This window comes from Vibrio hannami (genome assembly GCF_029589055.1).
GTDB lineage: Bacteria > Pseudomonadota > Gammaproteobacteria > Enterobacterales > Vibrionaceae > Vibrio > Vibrio hannami.
Genome location: NZ_JARQZP010000007.1, coordinates 2,265,517 through 2,282,500 on the forward strand (window position 1 = coordinate 2,265,517; position 16,984 = coordinate 2,282,500).

General features: G+C 49.7%; 14 protein-coding genes, 1 tRNA gene, 2 rRNA genes and 2 pseudogenes (1 of these 19 cut by a window edge). 6 read left to right on the plus strand and 13 right to left on the minus strand.

All coding sequences use genetic code 11. The annotated features are described in order from the left end of the window. Positions 1–11 precede the first annotated feature (11 nt). The 6 genes and pseudogenes from rpoD (at position 12) to P7F88_RS24900 (ending at position 5,788) form a co-directional block, all read left to right on the plus strand. Positions 12–1,867 (plus strand): annotated as a pseudogene (gene rpoD / locus P7F88_RS24880) (RNA polymerase sigma factor RpoD). A gap of 225 nt (positions 1,868–2,092) precedes the next feature. Then, positions 2,093–2,167 (plus strand): tryptophanase leader peptide, encoded by a 75-nt coding sequence (gene tnaC, locus P7F88_RS26565; RefSeq protein WP_422128598.1) that lies wholly within the window; start codon positions 2,093–2,095, stop codon positions 2,165–2,167. 219 nt (positions 2,168–2,386) lie between these two features. Beyond that, a pseudogene (gene tnaA / locus P7F88_RS24885) lies at positions 2,387–3,848 on the plus strand (tryptophanase). Between the two features lie 70 nt (positions 3,849–3,918). Continuing rightward, positions 3,919–5,133, plus strand: coding sequence for an aromatic amino acid transporter (locus tag P7F88_RS24890; protein ID WP_277829182.1), 1,215 nt, complete (start codon positions 3,919–3,921; stop codon positions 5,131–5,133). A 16-nt stretch (positions 5,134–5,149) separates the two neighbouring features. After that, entirely contained in the window at positions 5,150–5,530 is a 381-nt protein-coding gene (locus P7F88_RS24895) for a Rid family detoxifying hydrolase (RefSeq protein WP_422128543.1), read from the plus strand. A gap of 182 nt (positions 5,531–5,712) precedes the next feature. Beyond that, positions 5,713–5,788: transfer RNA gene (locus P7F88_RS24900), tRNA-Ile, on the plus strand. Positions 5,789–5,964: 176 nt separating this feature from the next. On the opposite strand, the gene P7F88_RS24905 is transcribed toward P7F88_RS24900, so the two are convergent. The 13 genes from P7F88_RS24905 to P7F88_RS24965 form a co-directional block, all read right to left on the minus strand. Next, positions 5,965–6,324 (minus strand): hypothetical protein, encoded by a 360-nt coding sequence (locus P7F88_RS24905; RefSeq protein WP_277829183.1) that lies wholly within the window; start codon positions 6,322–6,324, stop codon positions 5,965–5,967. Between the two features lie 88 nt (positions 6,325–6,412). Next, the gene (locus P7F88_RS24910) at positions 6,413–6,892 is read right to left on the minus strand and encodes a hypothetical protein (RefSeq protein ID WP_277829184.1); all 480 of its coding nucleotides are present in this window, start codon (positions 6,890–6,892) and stop codon (positions 6,413–6,415) included. 266 nt (positions 6,893–7,158) lie between these two features. Beyond that, positions 7,159–7,449 carry a hypothetical protein gene (locus tag P7F88_RS24915; protein ID WP_277829185.1) on the minus strand — a complete coding sequence of 97 codons (291 nt, stop codon included), beginning with the start codon at positions 7,447–7,449 and terminating at the stop codon, positions 7,159–7,161. Positions 7,450–7,451: 2 nt separating this feature from the next. Then, entirely contained in the window at positions 7,452–8,159 is a 708-nt protein-coding gene (locus P7F88_RS24920; RefSeq protein ID WP_277829186.1) for a hypothetical protein, read from the minus strand. A 71-nt stretch (positions 8,160–8,230) separates the two neighbouring features. Further along, positions 8,231–8,794 carry a hypothetical protein gene (locus P7F88_RS24925; RefSeq protein ID WP_277829187.1) on the minus strand — a complete coding sequence of 188 codons (564 nt, stop codon included), beginning with the start codon at positions 8,792–8,794 and terminating at the stop codon, positions 8,231–8,233. Further along, positions 8,791–8,913, minus strand: a complete 123-nt coding sequence (locus tag P7F88_RS24930; protein ID WP_277829188.1) for a hypothetical protein — start codon at positions 8,911–8,913, stop codon at positions 8,791–8,793. The genes P7F88_RS24925 and P7F88_RS24930 overlap by 4 nt, the downstream gene beginning before the upstream one ends. A gap of 179 nt (positions 8,914–9,092) precedes the next feature. Then, positions 9,093–11,447, minus strand: coding sequence for a phage NrS-1 polymerase family protein (locus tag P7F88_RS24935; RefSeq protein WP_277829189.1), 2,355 nt, complete (start codon positions 11,445–11,447; stop codon positions 9,093–9,095). A gap of 78 nt (positions 11,448–11,525) precedes the next feature. Then, positions 11,526–11,720, minus strand: a complete 195-nt coding sequence (locus tag P7F88_RS24940) for a helix-turn-helix transcriptional regulator (protein ID WP_277829190.1) — start codon at positions 11,718–11,720, stop codon at positions 11,526–11,528. A gap of 114 nt (positions 11,721–11,834) precedes the next feature. Continuing rightward, complete coding sequence (locus P7F88_RS24945; RefSeq protein ID WP_277829191.1) at positions 11,835–12,458, minus strand: hypothetical protein; 624 nt, start codon at positions 12,456–12,458, stop codon at positions 11,835–11,837. Further along, a complete protein-coding gene (locus tag P7F88_RS24950) occupies positions 12,451–13,767 on the minus strand; it encodes a tyrosine-type recombinase/integrase (RefSeq protein WP_277829192.1) in 1,317 nt (438 codons plus the stop codon). Before P7F88_RS24950 ends, P7F88_RS24945 begins: the two co-directional genes overlap by 8 nt. Before the next feature lie 420 nt (positions 13,768–14,187). Further along, the gene (locus tag P7F88_RS24955) at positions 14,188–14,748 is read right to left on the minus strand and encodes an SOS response-associated peptidase (RefSeq protein ID WP_338405577.1); all 561 of its coding nucleotides are present in this window, start codon (positions 14,746–14,748) and stop codon (positions 14,188–14,190) included. A 300-nt stretch (positions 14,749–15,048) separates the two neighbouring features. Next, positions 15,049–15,164 (minus strand): 5S ribosomal RNA (gene rrf / locus P7F88_RS24960). A 91-nt stretch (positions 15,165–15,255) separates the two neighbouring features. Further along, positions 15,256–16,984 (minus strand): 23S ribosomal RNA (locus P7F88_RS24965) (it continues 1,163 nt past the right edge of the window).

Sequence of the window (16,984 nt, forward strand, 5' to 3'; positions counted from 1 at the left end):
GGATATCGTCTATGGATCAAAATCCGCAGTCACAGCTGAAGTTACTTGTAATTAAAGGCAAGGAACAAGGCTATCTGACCTACGCCGAAGTAAACGACCACCTACCAGCAGAAATCGTAGATTCTGAGCAGGTAGAAGACATCATTCAGATGATCAACGACATGGGCATCAAAGTCGTTGAAACTGCACCAGATGCAGACGAGATGTCACTAAACGATGACAATGTCATCACTGACGAAGATGCAGCAGAAGCTGCTGCCGCTGCACTATCTAGTGTAGAAAATGAAATTGGCCGTACTACCGACCCTGTACGCATGTATATGCGCGAAATGGGTACTGTAGAGCTGCTAACTCGTGAAGGCGAGATCGATATTGCAAAACGTATTGAAGATGGTATCAACCAGGTTCAATGCTCTGTTGCAGAATATCCTGGCACCATCTCTTACATTCTTGAGCAATTCGACAAAGTTCAGGCAGAAGAACTTCGCCTGACTGATCTTATCTCTGGTTTCGTAGACCCTAACGATGCTGAAACTGCTGCACCAACAGCAACTCACATCGGTTCTGAACTTTCAGAAACAGAACTCGAAGACGAAGATAGTGAAGACGTTGACGATGATTCATCAGACTCAGATGAGGATGAAGAAGAAGATACAGGTATCGATCCAGAGCTTGCTCTAGAGAAGTTCACTGACCTTCGTAACAAATATCAAGATTACCAGCTTGCTGTTAATGACAGTGGCCGTGAAGGTGCAGCTGCTCTTGCTGCGTCTGGTGATCTGCTGGAAGTCTTCAAAGAATTCCGCCTGATTCCAAAGCAGTTCGACTACCTTGTAAACGAACTACGCACATCGATGGATCGCGTACGTACTCAAGAGCGCCTAATCATGCGCCACTGTGTTGAGTACGGCAAAATGCCTAAGAAGTCTTTTGTTACTCTGTTTACAGGCAACGAATCATCAGAAGCGTGGTTAGATGAAGTTCTTGCTTCAGACAAACCATACGCAGAGAAGATCAAGCGTAACGAAGAAGAGATTCGTCGTAGCATCCAGAAACTGGCTGCTATCGAAGAAGAAACCCTCTTCCAGTACAAAGCATTAAAGACATCAGCCGTCGTATGTCTATCGGTGAAGCGAAAGCACGCCGAGCGAAAAAAGAGATGGTTGAAGCGAACCTACGTCTGGTTATCTCTATCGCGAAGAAATACACCAACCGTGGCCTACAGTTCCTGGATCTGATTCAGGAAGGTAACATCGGTCTGATGAAAGCAGTAGATAAGTTCGAATACCGTCGTGGTTACAAGTTCTCGACTTACGCAACATGGTGGATCCGTCAGGCGATTACTCGTTCTATCGCTGACCAGGCACGTACTATCCGTATCCCGGTACACATGATCGAGACTATCAACAAGCTGAACCGTATCTCTCGTCAAATGCTTCAGGAAATGGGTCGTGAGCCTCTTCCAGAAGAGTTGGCAGAACGTATGCAGATGCCTGAAGATAAGATCCGTAAAGTACTTAAGATCGCTAAAGAGCCAATCTCTATGGAGACACCAATCGGTGACGACGAAGACTCGCATCTAGGTGACTTTATCGAGGATACGACTCTAGAGCTTCCTCTGGACTCAGCTACCTCGACAAGCCTGAAAGTAGCAACAAAAGATGTTCTTGCAGGCCTGACACCGCGTGAAGCGAAAGTACTGCGTATGCGCTTTGGTATCGACATGAACACTGACCACACTCTGGAAGAGGTTGGTAAGCAGTTCGACGTTACTCGTGAACGTATCCGTCAGATCGAAGCTAAAGCATTGCGTAAGCTGCGTCACCCAAGCCGCTCAGAAACTCTGCGCAGCTTCCTGGATGAGTAATTAAAACAGCAACATATAATATTTAAAAAAGGTGAGTTAAACTCACCTTTTTTTATTTTCCAATAATTAGAAAACAAATATCCTCTCATATAACCCCTCATACTATAAAATAAAATGTTATCCAAATCCCAATATCTTTTATATAGTAATGACATATTCCTTGAATTATAGATAATCAGAGCATATAACGTTTCTGTCAAATAAGTTTCAATAAGGAGGTTAGCAATGAACATAAATCAAAGCCAATCTTGTTGGTACAACTTAGACTACAAGATCGCTTGCTTCTTCCCTTCTAGATAAATCTTTGCGCGCTTTTATTGCGTAACTTCTACTAACAGTGTCTCTATCTGCTTAATATCAAGCATATTTTTAGATCCTGTTAACAAAAGTCTCAACTCAGGTTTTAAGGTTATTTATTTAGCCTAAGTTGCTGCACCCAAAATAATTTAAGTTCACTTGTAAATATTAATTAAATATTCACGAGACGGACTGCTATTAATTAAATTTAAGGAAACCATTGTGGATCATTTTAAACACTTACCAGAACCTTTTCGTATTCGCGTAATTGAACCAGTAAAACGTACAACAAGAGAATATCGCGAATCCGCTATTTTAAAAGCAGGGATGAACCCTTTCCTTCTTGATAGTGATGACATTTTTATCGATCTATTAACAGACAGTGGTACTGGCGCAATCACTCAGGAAATGCAGGCAGCAATGTTCCGTGGTGACGAAGCGTATAGCGGAAGCCGCAGCTACCATGCACTACAAAAAGCAGTGGAAGACATCTTCGGCTATCAGTACACAATTCCAACTCACCAGGGGCGTGGTGCAGAACAAATTTACATTCCTGTTCTAATCAAAAAGCGTGAAGAAGAGAAAGGCCTGGATCGCGAGAAGATGGTCGCCATCTCTAACTACTTCTTCGATACGACTCAGGGTCACACTCAACTTAACTGCTGTGTTGCTCGAAACGTTTATACCGAAGAAGCATTCGATACTTCTGTTGAAGCTGATTTCAAAGGTAACTTTGATCTTGAGAAGCTCGAAAAAGCCATTGTAGAAGCAGGCCCTGCAAACGTTCCTTATATCGTAAGCACAATCACTAACAACTCATCGGGTGGTCAGCCAGTTTCTATCGCTAACCTGAAAGCGGTTTATGAAATCGCTCAGAAGTACGATATTCCTGTCATCATGGACTCAGCTCGCTTTGCAGAGAACGCATACTTCATTCAGCAACGTGAAGAAGGCTACAAAGACTGGACTATCGAGCAAATTACAAAAGAATCTTACAAATATGCCGATGGTCTTGCGATGTCTGCGAAGAAAGACGCCATGGTTCAGATGGGCGGCCTACTCTGCTTCAAAGACGACAGCATGTTTGATGTTTATACAGAATGTAGAACACTGTGTGTTGTTCAGGAAGGCTTCCCAACTTATGGCGGCCTGGAAGGCGGTGCAATGGAACGCCTTGCTGTTGGTCTTTACGATGGTATGAGAGAGCACTGGCTTGCCTATCGTATCGCACAGGTACAATACCTGGTTGATGGTTTAGAAGAGATTGGGGTTGTTTGTCAGCAAGCAGGCGGTCACGCTGCATTCGTTGATGCGGGCAAATTACTACCACATATTCCTGCCGACCAATTCCCTGCACACGCGCTAGCTTGTGAGCTATACAAAGTTGCCGGTATTCGTGCAGTAGAAATCGGTTCACTGTTGCTTGGTCGTGATCCGGCGACAGGTAAACAGCATCCTTGCCCTGCTGAGCTTCTGCGCCTAACGATTCCTCGAGCTACTTATACTCAGACTCATATGAACTTCATCATAGAAGCCTTCAAAGAAGTAAAAGAAAAACGCAGCTAATGTAAAAGGCCTAACATTTACTTATGAGCCAAAAGTGCTTCGCCACTTTACTGCCCGATTAGAAGAGGTAGAAAGTGTTAACGTCGGCCAGACAATAGAACCAAAAGAAAAAGCATAATCAATCATAAAGCGCAGTAGTTCACTGCGCTTTTTTTAGTCCAATAACATTATTTTTAGGTCACAACAATATGAATAAAACTCCTTCTCTACTTGGAGGTTCCTGCATTATCGCAAGTGTATGTGTAGGAGCTGGAATGCTCGGGCTCCCTAGCGCAGGGGCCGGTTCCTGGATGGTTTGGTCACTTCTGGCAATCATGATTACCATGATGTTTATGACAGTTTCTGGCTGGATGTTGCTGGAATCTTTCAAAAACTATGACTTGAAAGTCTCATTCAACACCGTAACCAAAGATCTGCTGGGAGATAAGATCAACTTCGTAAACAACCTGGCAGTGTACTTCGTAGGTGGCATCCTTTTATATGCTTACATTACTTCGTCCGGTTTGATTATTCAGGACATGTTAAGCATCAATAGCAAAGTAGCCTCAGTAATTTTTGTACTTATCTTTTCAGCTTTTGTATGGCACTCAACCAGAGCGGTAGACAGGATTTCCGTCGTTCTTATTGCTTTGATGATACTAACATTCGTCTTTGGTGTATCCGGCCTTGCAGTAAAAGTAGACGTAGCAGTACTGCTTGATAAAGCGAGCAAAGAATCCAGCTATGCACCATACGCAATGGCGATGCTTCCGGTAGCATTAGCGTCTTTTGGATATCATCACTCTGTAGCTTCTATGCGAGCCTATTACGGTGAAGAGCGTAAAGCTAAATACGCGATTCTTGGTGGTACGGTTATCGCTCTGGGTCTATACACGCTCTGGCTTGTGAGCATCTTCGGTAACTTACCTCGCTCCAACTTTGGCCCTGTAATCGAACAAGGCGGTAACGTCGACGCACTTCTTACTGCATTAAGCTCAGTTATCGAGTCAGACAAAGTATCAAATGCTATTAACGCCTTCTCAATGGCTGCAATCCTGTCTTCATTTATTGGGGTCGGCCTAGGGGTATTCGATTATCTTGCTGACTTGTTCAAGTTCGAAGATTGCAAAAAAGGACGCGCTAAAACATGGGCTGTAACTTTTATACCGCCATTAGTTCTATCACTGCTGTTCCCGTTCGGTTTTGTTATCGCAATTGGTTACGCGGGCGCTGCAGCGACAGTTTGGACTTGTATAGTACCAGCAATGTTAGCCTACAAAACCCGAGCTAGAGAGAATGGTAATGAAGGCTTTATCGCTCCAGGTGGGCAGCCAATGATAGCTGCACTGCTGACTTTTGGCGTTCTCACCGCAGCATTCCACTTTATGTCTATGGCAGGCTTGCTGCCAGCTTACAACGGTTAAACTTAAGGAAAAAATAATGACAGCTATCGCTACCAATAATGCCCCTGCGGCAATCGGCCCATATGTACAGGGCGTCGATTTAGGCAGCATGATCATCACCTCAGGACAACTACCATTAAATCCAGAAACAAAAGCCATGCTTGAGGATGTAGCCGAGCAAACAACTCAATCTTTGAACAATGCGCTGGCTATACTTGAGGAAGCGGGATTAACCGCATCAAATATCGTGAAGACGACAGTCTTTGTCAAAGACCTCAATCAGTTTACGACTATAAATGCAGCTTACGATGCTTTTTTTACTAAACATAGTGCCCCTTTCCCTGCACGTTCATGTATAGAAGTGGCAAGGCTCCCAATGGATGCCAAAGTTGAGATTGAAGTTATAGCAGTTAGATAGTTTGCTAATTCCAACAATAATCAACGATGTTTGATAGGTAACATGGACGACATTGAACAAAAGGTGAGCGATTGCTCACCTTTTTTATTATTTCCGGTTTAAGTGGATAAAAACTAAGCGCAATTGCCCCCTATAGCAGCTAGACAGTTACCCCTCGTTCCCCTATAATCATCCACCTATTCGGCCCCTTAGCTCAGTGGTTAGAGCAGTCGACTCATAATCGATTGGTCCGCAGTTCAAGTCTGCGAGGGGCCACCATATTCTATAAGGCGTAGCAGGTTAGTACCTACTACGCTTTTTTTGTGCCTAGCGAAATTGGGTGATCTAATGGGTGCTCTAGGGTTTTAACTGCCATTAGAAAAAGTCATATAAAAAAAAGCGGAGCACCTAGCCCCGCTTGTTCTTGTAGTACCACCACCGTTTACGCCTGTTCTTCACCCTTTCGCCTCCTCTATGGCTCTGACCGCCTCGGTCTTGTCGTCAAAGTATCCTAAAAAACTGTGGCTATACTCCGCCCGCCATTGCTGCCGCTTAGGCATCCACTTCAAGCCGGGTAACGTTCGCGAGAAGTTCTCCAGCTTACCGATCAGCGTCCCGTGCTCTATGCCCACAATATCGCAGTAGTCGCGGCAGATAGGCGATAGCTTTAGCCAGCGCTCGGCCCGTTCCTGTTGTTCGCCTTTTCGCTTGGTGGCGTCTTCCACGGCTAGCATGATTACAGCGGCAAACAATCCAACCTCGGGCTGCTCTGATCGCCCTCTTGAATAACCGATCTCAAATTCTAACGCTTCCATAGTTCCCCCAGTAAGCAGCCGTAGAGCACACCGACCACGGCATAACTGGCGGTCAGTCCGTATAGTTCGATAATGTTTAGTGTTACCGTCATTCGCGTAACCTCCGCTCTAACTCTGACTTTGTGGCCTTAATGGTCCGGCTGATCACGTTGCGCATTGCGCTTTCAACTTCTCTCCGACTTTCGCCAGCGGCAAACTGTGCCTCGCTACGTGTGGCCATGTTCTTAACGGCGTCAGTCAATAAGGCTTTTTGCAGTGCGTCCACATGTGTTACTAACTGTTGAACATGCTGAACGTGGATAAACTCGCGACGCTTCTCGTTTAGCGCGAACTGTTGGGTCTCAGTCGTGCTGATATGTTTTGCGATCTGCGCTAGCTCTTTCAGCATATCGAGGTCGCCATTGCCAGCCGCTAGCAGCTCTCGCACTGTTAGGTCGTGGAAGTCGCGGGTGGTTAGCGTTCCTTTAAGGATTCTTGACGGGATCGCGTCGCTCTCCAATTCCACACCATGTTCGACTAATAGCTCCCGCACTGCTGGGTGGTCTAGCGACACTTGGCCGTTAGGCAATACAGCGTCAGATAGCGGCGGCTTCTCGAATTGGCGATAGAGCGAGGTGCGGGGGATGTTCGTCAGCTTGACTAGCTGGTTCTTGGTCATTCGTGTTGTCATGGTTTAGGTCTCTCCCTAAGGGGTGGGAAATCAGTTTCCCGCGTTAGACTTTCCGAGTTAGCCGGGGGCGCGAACCAAAACGGCAGGGGTGCCCCGGGGTCCGTACAGTACCTTGTGCCGTGAGCCGTGAGCGACACGCCATAGCGACGCGTCGCTCTCCGCTGCTAGTCGCACAGTCCTAGCTGCTGTCGCGCTCGGGCAAATGCTGCCGGGTTGAACGCGCCGCGCTGGTGGGTCGCTGCCCCCTGCGCTTTGCGCATACCGGCGACAAGCTCTTTAGCCTTAGCCATTTGCGGGCCGTCGGTTTGTGTCGCCCCAGCTTGCTGCTGGCGCTTTGTTTCAATCTCGGCGGCTAGCTTGTTGGCCAGCTCCATTTGTGAACCGGGCGCGGTAGTTTGCTGCTGCGCTGCTTGCTTGCGGGCTAGGCGCTCCGCTGGTGTCTCTCGTTTAGCCATGATCAGGCCTCCTCTTGTTGTGGTCTTAGATCCACGGTGTGGCTCTCGTGGGTTGGTTGTTCTGGTTGCGGCTCTACGGCTGGTTGCTCTGGCACGCGAGGGCTAATAGCCATATTGTGCGCGACTTCGGCTAGGCGGCTTGTAGCCGGGCGCAATGGGTCGGGCGTGTGGGCCGTGTAGCCTAGCGTTGCGACTAACTCGATCAGACGCTTAGCTGTCCCGCCGCTAGTGGTTTGGTTAACTGCTCGGCTCCAGCTCTCTTTAAACTGCCCAATAGATACCGGGCTGGCGGTGCGTTCTAGCGCTTCGCGGAGTTGCTGGCGCTCGTTTGAGTTGAGGGCTGCGTCATACAAGCCCGACGCTCGAACGTCGAATACTTGATCACGTTCAGCCAGTACCGCCACCAGTTGGCCGATCAGCGTTTCGGCTTGTTCTGTTAGCTCTTGGTGCTTGGCCGTCATTTCGCTAGCCGTTTCGGTGATAGCCTGCAGGGCTACTTGCCTTGCTTTCGCTTCGGATTGGCGTTGTGCTTCATCTAGTCGGGCTTGTTCGTCTTGCTCTGCTCTCTCAAGCAGGTTCAACTTCTCGCGGAGCTGGGCGGCTTCTGCGGCGGCTTCATCAATATTTGATAGGTCAGCTTTAGGTTTAAGGTTTGCAAGCGCAGCGCGAACGCTGGCGGCTAGCTGTTGGATTTTATTTAGTTTGTTCATCGGTCTTTTCCTCTAGTTCTTCGATTCGGTCGGCTAGTGCCTCGATTTCATCTTTAAGGGCTTTATGCTCCTTAATCATTTTGCTGAATGCTCTCATCAGCTTTTGCGATACTGCGTCCATGGTGCTGTTCTCCTGTCGTCATGGTTCGGATGGTATTGAGTGATGATTTGAATTCTTTGTGCATCTCACGCCATGCCCGCGGATCGGCTAAGGCGATCGCTGCGGTGAGTTTCGCGGCTGCTGCTAGCCCGGTTGGTGTAAGGCTGGTGGCCATAGCGTCGATCTCGTCGAGCAATGCCACAATGGCGGCCTGTGCCCTGTCGAAGCTGTGGTGATCGTCTATCACTCGCTGTAGGTGGTTGGCGGCTACTTCTTTCTTATTGGCCGTCATTAGATAGCCCGCTAAGTCTGAACGTTTGCCAGAATGTCGGCCCGACGCGCTGCGCCATGTGTCCGTCGCGCGGTCCAGTACCACAAAGGGGCGGTGTTGATCACAACCTAGGTCAGCCACCAGCGTTGCGCGGCCACCCTCGGTGATGCGATATCCGATCAGCTTAGTCTCTTGCTGGTGGCCGCTATCTGTCAGCCAGCCCGCTACGAGGTTGTTGTCAGTGTTTGGTACGAAGTTGCTCATTTCTGCTTTTCTCCTGTTTTGCGTAACGCCGCCAGCTCTGCGGCTAATTCGTTTAATTTCTCTGTCGCTGCGGCTAGCTGTGCTATCGCGTCAGCCGCTCGCTCTGTCGTGTCGCTCATGCGCCTAAATCCCCTGTTCTGTTCCGATCTTGGATCATTCCTTTGGAACGGTTGTAGGCCTTGGCGTGTAAGGGCTTAGCGGGTTTTTACCAACTGTTCCAACCACGTTCCTACTCCCCCGTATATACCCACACTTTTTACACATACCGCCCTATATATCTCTCTACTCTCTCTTTAATCTATTTACTTGGAATAGTTGGAACAGATAAGGGGGAGGCTAGTGCTGGCGGGGCTTCCGGCCGTTCCGAGAAGATGGAACTGATAGGAACGTCGGAACGGCCTCCACCCTGTGACTTTTCCCAATGCTCGCGGATACCGTCGATCGTTGTTAGCTGAGCGGCTAACGTTCCGGGTTTGACATAGAGGCGGCGCGGCTGCCCTCCGATCCGAACCTTACCCGCTGAACGCTCTAACGTCGGGTGGCGCTCATAACCGAGACTCGCCAGCACCTCCGCTACTTTCTGTGGGCTTAGGTTCTTGCGGTTGTCCTTCAAAAGTGAGCTAGCGGCCTTAGTGCAAATCAGACCACCAGCAAAGCCCGGCTCGTCGAGGTCGATCGCTTCTTGGATAATCTGCTCAGCTGGGCCGAGGCTGGCTCTTAGCGCTTCGCTTGTACTGCTTGTTACTGGCGCACGGTGGCACATCGTCGCGGGGTTCAGCGCGTCGGGTATGCTGTAAGTCGAAAGGTAGTTAGCAACAATCGCGTAGCCGTCAGCGTTAAGCCACGAATACAAGCTCGGGAAGTAGTCGCCGTCCATGCCGTCGCGGGCTAAGTCCTCGGCGCACTGCTGCGCGGTGTAGAAGATTGCAAAGCGGCGGTCGTTGGCGGTCTTGCGGATCGCGTCCTTGTGATTGCTGTTCAGTATGAAATTGGCTAGGTTGTCGCCCATGATTTGAGAGCGGCCCATTCCGCGCATTGCTAAGCGGTCATTTGTGATCATCGGTTTAAGCACTTCGATCACTTCTCGCTTATGGTCTGGGACGTACACGTCCTCAATGCCTATTAGCACTTTGCCAAATAGCCACTCGTTGAACTTCTCGGATATTTCGCTAGCTGGTGGGAGGTGCGTGTAGCAGTTACCGACGGCATAAGCGACGCAGCGGGTTAGCAAAGTCTTCCCGTTGCCCTCTGTGCCTTGGAATAAGACCGTCCACGGGAACTTGACGCCCTTGAACTGAACGCAAGCGGCTAAATATGCCAGCGCGATCTGGCTATCTGCTTCGCTCGGCAATAACTTGTTTAAGTGAAACAAGAACGGCCCCGCGTCTCCTGCTACTTTTCTAACTTGTGGGTCGCGGTAGGTATTCACATACTTAACGCCGTCGCGCTCGGTGATCGCCATTGGCTCGACTCGCGGGTTGAACTCGACGCGATCAGCTCGTGGTGCTCCGTGCCAGTGGTAGACCACCTCGTCGTATGCTTTCTTGTCGCCGTGCTTGGCGTTGAACTGGTCGCGCTGTAATAGTTGCCCGTTGCTGGAAAGGATCGCCTTTTCCTCTGACACAACCACAAAGCTCTCGCCTTCGTCTAGCTGCTGCGGCTTTGTGCGCTTGTAGCCGTAGAATCGCTGCTCGTCTGGGCGCTGCTGGGCTGCTGCTAGTGCGTTAAGGATCGTTTCTTCTAGGTACTCGGGGCGTTGCTCCCACTTGTCACGCTGTAGGCCCGATCCCATCATTAAGCATTTGGCGCGCTCACAATCCCCAGCCGTCCACCAGATAGCATGGTTAGCTAGTGCTAGATCGGCGCTGCTACCATCGTAGCTACTGTGGTCATTTTGAGAAGGGAAGATCGCCGCTAGCGCGTCGGTGTCAGCCTCATAGAGCTGTGCAAATGTCGCCTTATTGCTAAAAGCCTGTCGCGCTAGGTTGCCGCTAGCCTTCGCCTTGGCGATCAGCTCGTCGTCGCCAGCTATCGGCGTGTATCCTTCTGCCGGGGCGTCCGTCCATTCGACGGCCTGCGCGTGCTGCTTCGGTTGGAAGTAACCGTGGATTACCGAGTAAAGGCCGTTAGTACAATCATTTGAAGCGCTGCCGGGTATTGGCATCATGTCGCCAGTTAGCACAATGAAGCGGCTTTCTGTGTATAGCTCTATATGCTCGGCGGTGTTCTTCTTTGCGTGCTCTGGCGCTGTGCCTTGATAGGAAAACCACAAGTGCAAGCCCGTTCCGCTTTGCGATCGCTCAACGGCTGCACCTTGCATCTGTCCGACTAAGTGCTGTGATAGCGTTGACAGCGTAAAGCCGTTTATTAAGCAGCCGTCTAGGTCTAAGCAGCCTACCGGGTCGTCCTCGGTGATCACAAAGCCTACGCCGCACCCTGTTAGCTGTGCGCGTTCTATCGCTTGCACGGCGGTTAGGTGGTTGGCTCTGTCGTGCGGGTTAATGCTTTCGCCTGTAGTGGTGTCCACGGGTACCTTCCCTTTGCAGTTGATGAACTGCGGAAAGGCTGCCAGCCCTGCGAGCGGTCCGCCGCTAGCCAGCGCTGTCACCAGTCCGGGCTGGTTATTCAGTTGGTTGTTTTGTATACTGGTCATGTTGCTTGCCTTCTGGCTTGTTGGTTAGCGACTGATTGAGTCAATAAGGCCTCGCATTCGTGCGGGGCTTTTTGCTTTCTAAACGGTGTGGGTTGTTAGCCATTCGTTGACGCTGCTTTCCAGATAGCCAAGGACTCGGCCACCAACTACGACGGATTTAGGAAGTTCGCCGCGTTGGCTCATGCGCCATTCTGTGGAGGAAGATATTCCCGCCAGCTCACGAAAGGCCGGGCGGCGGATAATGCGATCAGTGTTTGTGGTTTGCTTAGCCATGATTTGCCCCTGTTTGCAATGGTTTGAAAGACAGGGAAATATTGACTTGTAGCCGAGCGGCTTTGGCGGATAGTTGAAAAGCTCCCGCTTTTCGGAAAAACGGGAGGGGTGCGGTTAGATTAGGCGAGTGATTGTTATGCCAGTTAGTCGGATCAGTTCTTCCGACTTTGCAATTCTAAGAGCGTTTTGAATATGATCGTCTATCAGATCAGAGGTTAATAGCCTGAACTGTGGAGTCAGATAACCACGGAGGCGAGCGGTTACTTCGGTAATTTCTGCACCGGGCCCGACTTCATCCACCAGCCTTAACAATCGTCCAACTGTATGTGACAAGCGCTGTTCGAGCTGATCGCGTTCCTCAGCTATTAGGGGCGCTAGTTTTTCGGGGACCTTATTTTTACCCACATTAAAATGCTCGGCTAGCTCCGTTTTCGTCGCGCCATTTCTGGCAGCTTGTACCATTTCTGGCGGGCAGTCGGTGCCCTTGGGTGTGTTAAACCCTAATCCTTTCGCCAGAACGTCGGCGGCTTGTTTGTCTCCCGAGTTCACACCAACAATAGCGGCCTCACGGAATAGCCCCGCCAATACCTCTCGAAGTCGGGGCGTTAATTCTATGTCGCCATTAGTCGTGCTCAGTGCTTCACTGGCGGCCAATAGGAAAGCTGCAGCCGCGCCCGGCTCTTTGTGAAGTCTTAGGTCGGGGTTATTGCATAGCGCTTGCATCGTCTTGTTATCCATTCGCGACGCCTCCCAGCTCTACCACATTTCCGCCAGCTTCGCCCGCTAGCCTGTTCTCCCACGCTGTCAGTGCGTGGCGCTTCTCTTGCAAGTAGTCGTAACGGTCGTAGTGCTTGCTCGACACATCGTTCAAAGCGTGGTTTTGCAATCGGTCGCGCGTCTCTTTGCTGATCCCTAGTTCGCCCATCAAGGTTTTGCAGGTGCGACGAATGTCACGGGCTACGAATCCTTTAAAGTCGGGATTGGCTTGACGGTAACGGCTGATCGCTGTCGATAGGCTGTCGGTTCTAAGGTGTTTATTAATGTTGGTGCGCTGGTGGAAGATGAACGGGCCGCCTTTCGACTTGCTTTGCAACTCTTTAAGCAAAGCCAGCGCCGTATCAGTCAGCGGTACAAGGTGGTCGCGCTTGTTCTTCGATACATCGGCGGTGATTAGCAGTGTACTTTCGGCCCAGTTAACCGACTCCCAACGACTAGCTGCGATTTCATAAGGACGCTGGCCGCCAGTATGGAAGCATAACGCCATAAGCGCGGCGGTCTGTTCTCCTATGCGGTCAACCTGTGAGAATGTGGTCAGAACGTGGCGGACTTCTTCAAGGTTAAGGTAGTTACTCCCAACGCGCTCGGCTGCTGCTTGCCGCGGTACGACTTGAGCCGGGTTAGTCGTTAGGCCAAATTTGACGCCCGTATTAGCTACAGCGGGATCGAGGTCGTGCTTTAAGCCGTAGTTAAATGCCGCCACTAGGTAGGATCTTACACGGTTTGATTGAGTCGCCGCGCCCCGGTCTATCATGGCGGCGAGAATAGCCACAATATCGGCTGGCGCTACGTCCTTTGCCTTAATCGTCGGGTTAATGTGGCTATATGCTTCTTTCTCAAGGGACGTTAAAACGGCGGCGTATGTTCGCTTTCCGTCCACTTTCATCTTATCGGTGTAACCTTTGAATAACTGCTCGATGCTACCTTGCATCGCTTCGGCTTTCTCGGCGGCTTCTTCCGCTCGCTTCTGCCTTTCGCGTTCGACCTTAGGATTGCGGCCAGCTTTAAGCAGATTGATTAACGGCTTAACTTCCTCGCGAGCTTGAGCCAATGACAAAGCCGGAAAGCGGCCTAACTGAATGTAAGCCACCTTGCCGTCGAACTTATATTTGTAAGCGAACTCCTTAGAGCCTGCTGCAGACACTCGGACCACCAGCCGCCCAACTCCACGCTCTCGGGTGCTGTCGATCAGTTCATACTTGGTAGGCTTACCGCTCGGGCTTATTCGTGGCTTTGCGCCTCTTATCTCTTTTTCGGTCAACGTTTTCATTTGGCTAGTCCCCTGTTCAAGTCTCGTTTACGCCCTCCGTTAAGTCACCCAATCGACTCAGTTAGATCACCCAATCGCGAAATGGGTGATCTAACGGGTGATCTAAGGGCGCAACTAACAGACAACTTTTGAACTACTTTAACATGGTTTGAAATAGCACAAAGCCTTTATTATCAACGGCAAAAGCCTTTCATTAGTTTTCCTAACGTTTCACGACATTTCTCAAATTTCACGACTCATAATCGATTGGTCCGCAGTTCAAGTCTGCGAGGGGCCACCAGATACTAGAAAGCCTGACGAAGAGATTCGTCAGGCTTTTTTCATTTTAGTCCTTTTGCTACGGATATACTAAAAAGCATTACGCCCTCTAAGGAAAAGAACCCATGCTATATAAAACAAACCAGATAGCACGGTGGGAGATTAACCTAAAGGCGTGACAGTAAAAACGTCTTCGTGGGTAGCACAAATCAATTGACCAACCATCGCCCTATCGCCATTAATCCAAGTGAAAATGGCCTCTTGAGGAACTAACAAAGGCATTCTGTGATGGTACTCAGCGTACTGCTTATTGGGCTTAGTTGTAAGAATGACAAGTTGGCTACCTATTGCGATGCCAGCTATATACAGCGGTTTTTGATCCTGTTTCTCAAACAAGAATTTTTCTTTCCTGGATCCAACTGTTTTCCACTCGTACCAGCCTGCACATGGCACGATTACACGGTTTTGCTCAAAGGCAGCTCTGAAAGTAGGTTTTACCGATACCGTTTCAGCCTGTGCGTTGATGATAAGCCGTTTAGCCCATTCGGGTTTAATACCCCACTGGAGATTTAATTGCCGCACTCCACCATCAACAACTCCTATGGTAGATACGATCTCACTGGGTCGTAAATCGGGATTGGGCGAGGCCATGAAAGGTACACCTAAAGCGTCACAGACAAACTGAGCAAATGGGTCATCGGTTATATTTAGGCGTCCGCACATTTCTCAACTATTAAAAGTAATTAACGATACACCTCATTATAGAAAGAGTTAGCTATATAGCTAACAAATCACCTTTAAACCTCAATGTTAGCTATTTGGCTAACATTTGGCATACTGTGGTGAATAGATAATCTATTGAAAAGAAGTTGCAAGGCAGCGTAAAGAGCAAGATTGTTCGAATAAAACTGCATCTAATGTACAGCTTAAATAGCATTTAGATCACCATGATCCAAATGCTTATTTCGCTGTACCATATACGAAAAAACCCCAGCATTTCTGCTGGGGTTCTCAGAAAGTAAAGCCTGGCGATGTCCTACTCTCACATGGGGAAGCCCCACACTACCATCGGCGCTATTGCGTTTCACTTCTGAGTTCGGCATGGAATCAGGTGGGTCCACAACGCTATGGTCGCCAAGCAAATTCTTTAATTCGGAAAGCTGTTTCTATGTTCTCTACACATTCAATTCTGTTCTTGGCTCTGAGTCCACAAAACCCTTTGGGTGTTGTATGGTTAAGCCTCACGGGCAATTAGTACAGGTTAGCTCAACGCCTCACAACGCTTACACACCCTGCCTATCAACGTCGTAGTCTACGACAACCCTTTAGGACGCTTTAAGCGCCAGGGAGAACTCATCTCAAGGCTCGCTTCCCGCTTAGATGCTTTCAGCGGTTATCGATTCCGAACTTAGCTACCGGGCAATGCCATTGGCATGACAACCCGAACACCAGAGGTTCGTCCACTCCGGTCCTCTCGTACTAGGAGCAGCCCCTTTCAATTCTCCAACGCCCACGGCAGATAGGGACCGAACTGTCTCACGACGTTCTAAACCCAGCTCGCGTACCACTTTAAATGGCGAACAGCCATACCCTTGGGACCGACTTCAGCCCCAGGATGTGATGAGCCGACATCGAGGTGCCAAACACCGCCGTCGATATGAACTCTTGGGCGGTATCAGCCTGTTATCCCCGGAGTACCTTTTATCCGTTGAGCGATGGCCCTTCCATTCAGAACCACCGGATCACTATGACCTGCTTTCGCACCTGCTCGAATTGTCATTCTCGCAGTCAAGCGGGCTTATGCCATTGCACTAACCTCACGATGTCCAACCGTGATTAGCCCACCTTCGTGCTCCTCCGTTACGCTTTGGGAGGAGACCGCCCCAGTCAAACTACCCACCAGGCACTGTCCTCACCCCAGATAATGGGGCTAAGTTAGAACATCAAACATACAAGGGTGGTATTTCAAGGATGGCTCCACACTATCTGGCGACAGTGTTTCAAAGCCTCCCACCTATCCTACACATGTAGGCTCAATGTTCAGTGCCAAGCTGTAGTAAAGGTTCACGGGGTCTTTCCGTCTAGCCGCGGGTACACTGCATCTTCACAGCGATTTCAATTTCACTGAGTCTCGGGTGGAGACAGCGTGGCCATCATTACGCCATTCGTGCAGGTCGGAACTTACCCGACAAGGAATTTCGCTACCTTAGGACCGTTATAGTTACGGCCGCCGTTTACCGGGGCTTCGATCAAGAGCTTCGACACAAGGTCTAACCCCATCAATTAACCTTCCGGCACCGGGCAGGCGTCACACCGTATACGTCATCTTACGATTTTGCACAGTGCTGTGTTTTTAATAAACAGTTGCAGCCACCTGGTATCTGCGACTCTCAATAGCTCCAAGAGTAAATCTCTTCACCGTCGAGAGCGTACCTTCTCCCGAAGTTACGGTACCATTTTGCCTAGTTCCTTCACCCGAGTTCTCTCAAGCGCCTTGGTATTCTCTACCCGACCACCTGTGTCGGTTTGGGGTACGATTCCTTACAATCTGAAGCTTAGAGGCTTTTCCTGGAAGCATGGCATCAATGACTTCACACCCGTAGGTGCTCGACATCGTGTCTCAGCCTTAAAGAGAGCCGGATTTACCTAACTCTCAAGCCTACGCACTTGAACCTGGACAACCGTCGCCAGGCCCACCTAGCCTTCTCCGTCCCCCCATCGCAATTGTAAGAAGTACGGGAATATTAACCCGTTTCCCATCGACTACGCCTTTCGGCCTCGCCTTAGGGGTCGACTTACCCTGCCCCGATTAACGTTGGACAGGAACCCTTGGTCTTCCGGCGAGGAGGTTTTTCACCCCCTTTATCGTTACTCATGTCAGCATTCGCACTTCTGATACCTCCAGCAGCCCTTACAGACCACCTTCAACGGCTTACAGAACGCTCCCCTACCCCGCTAG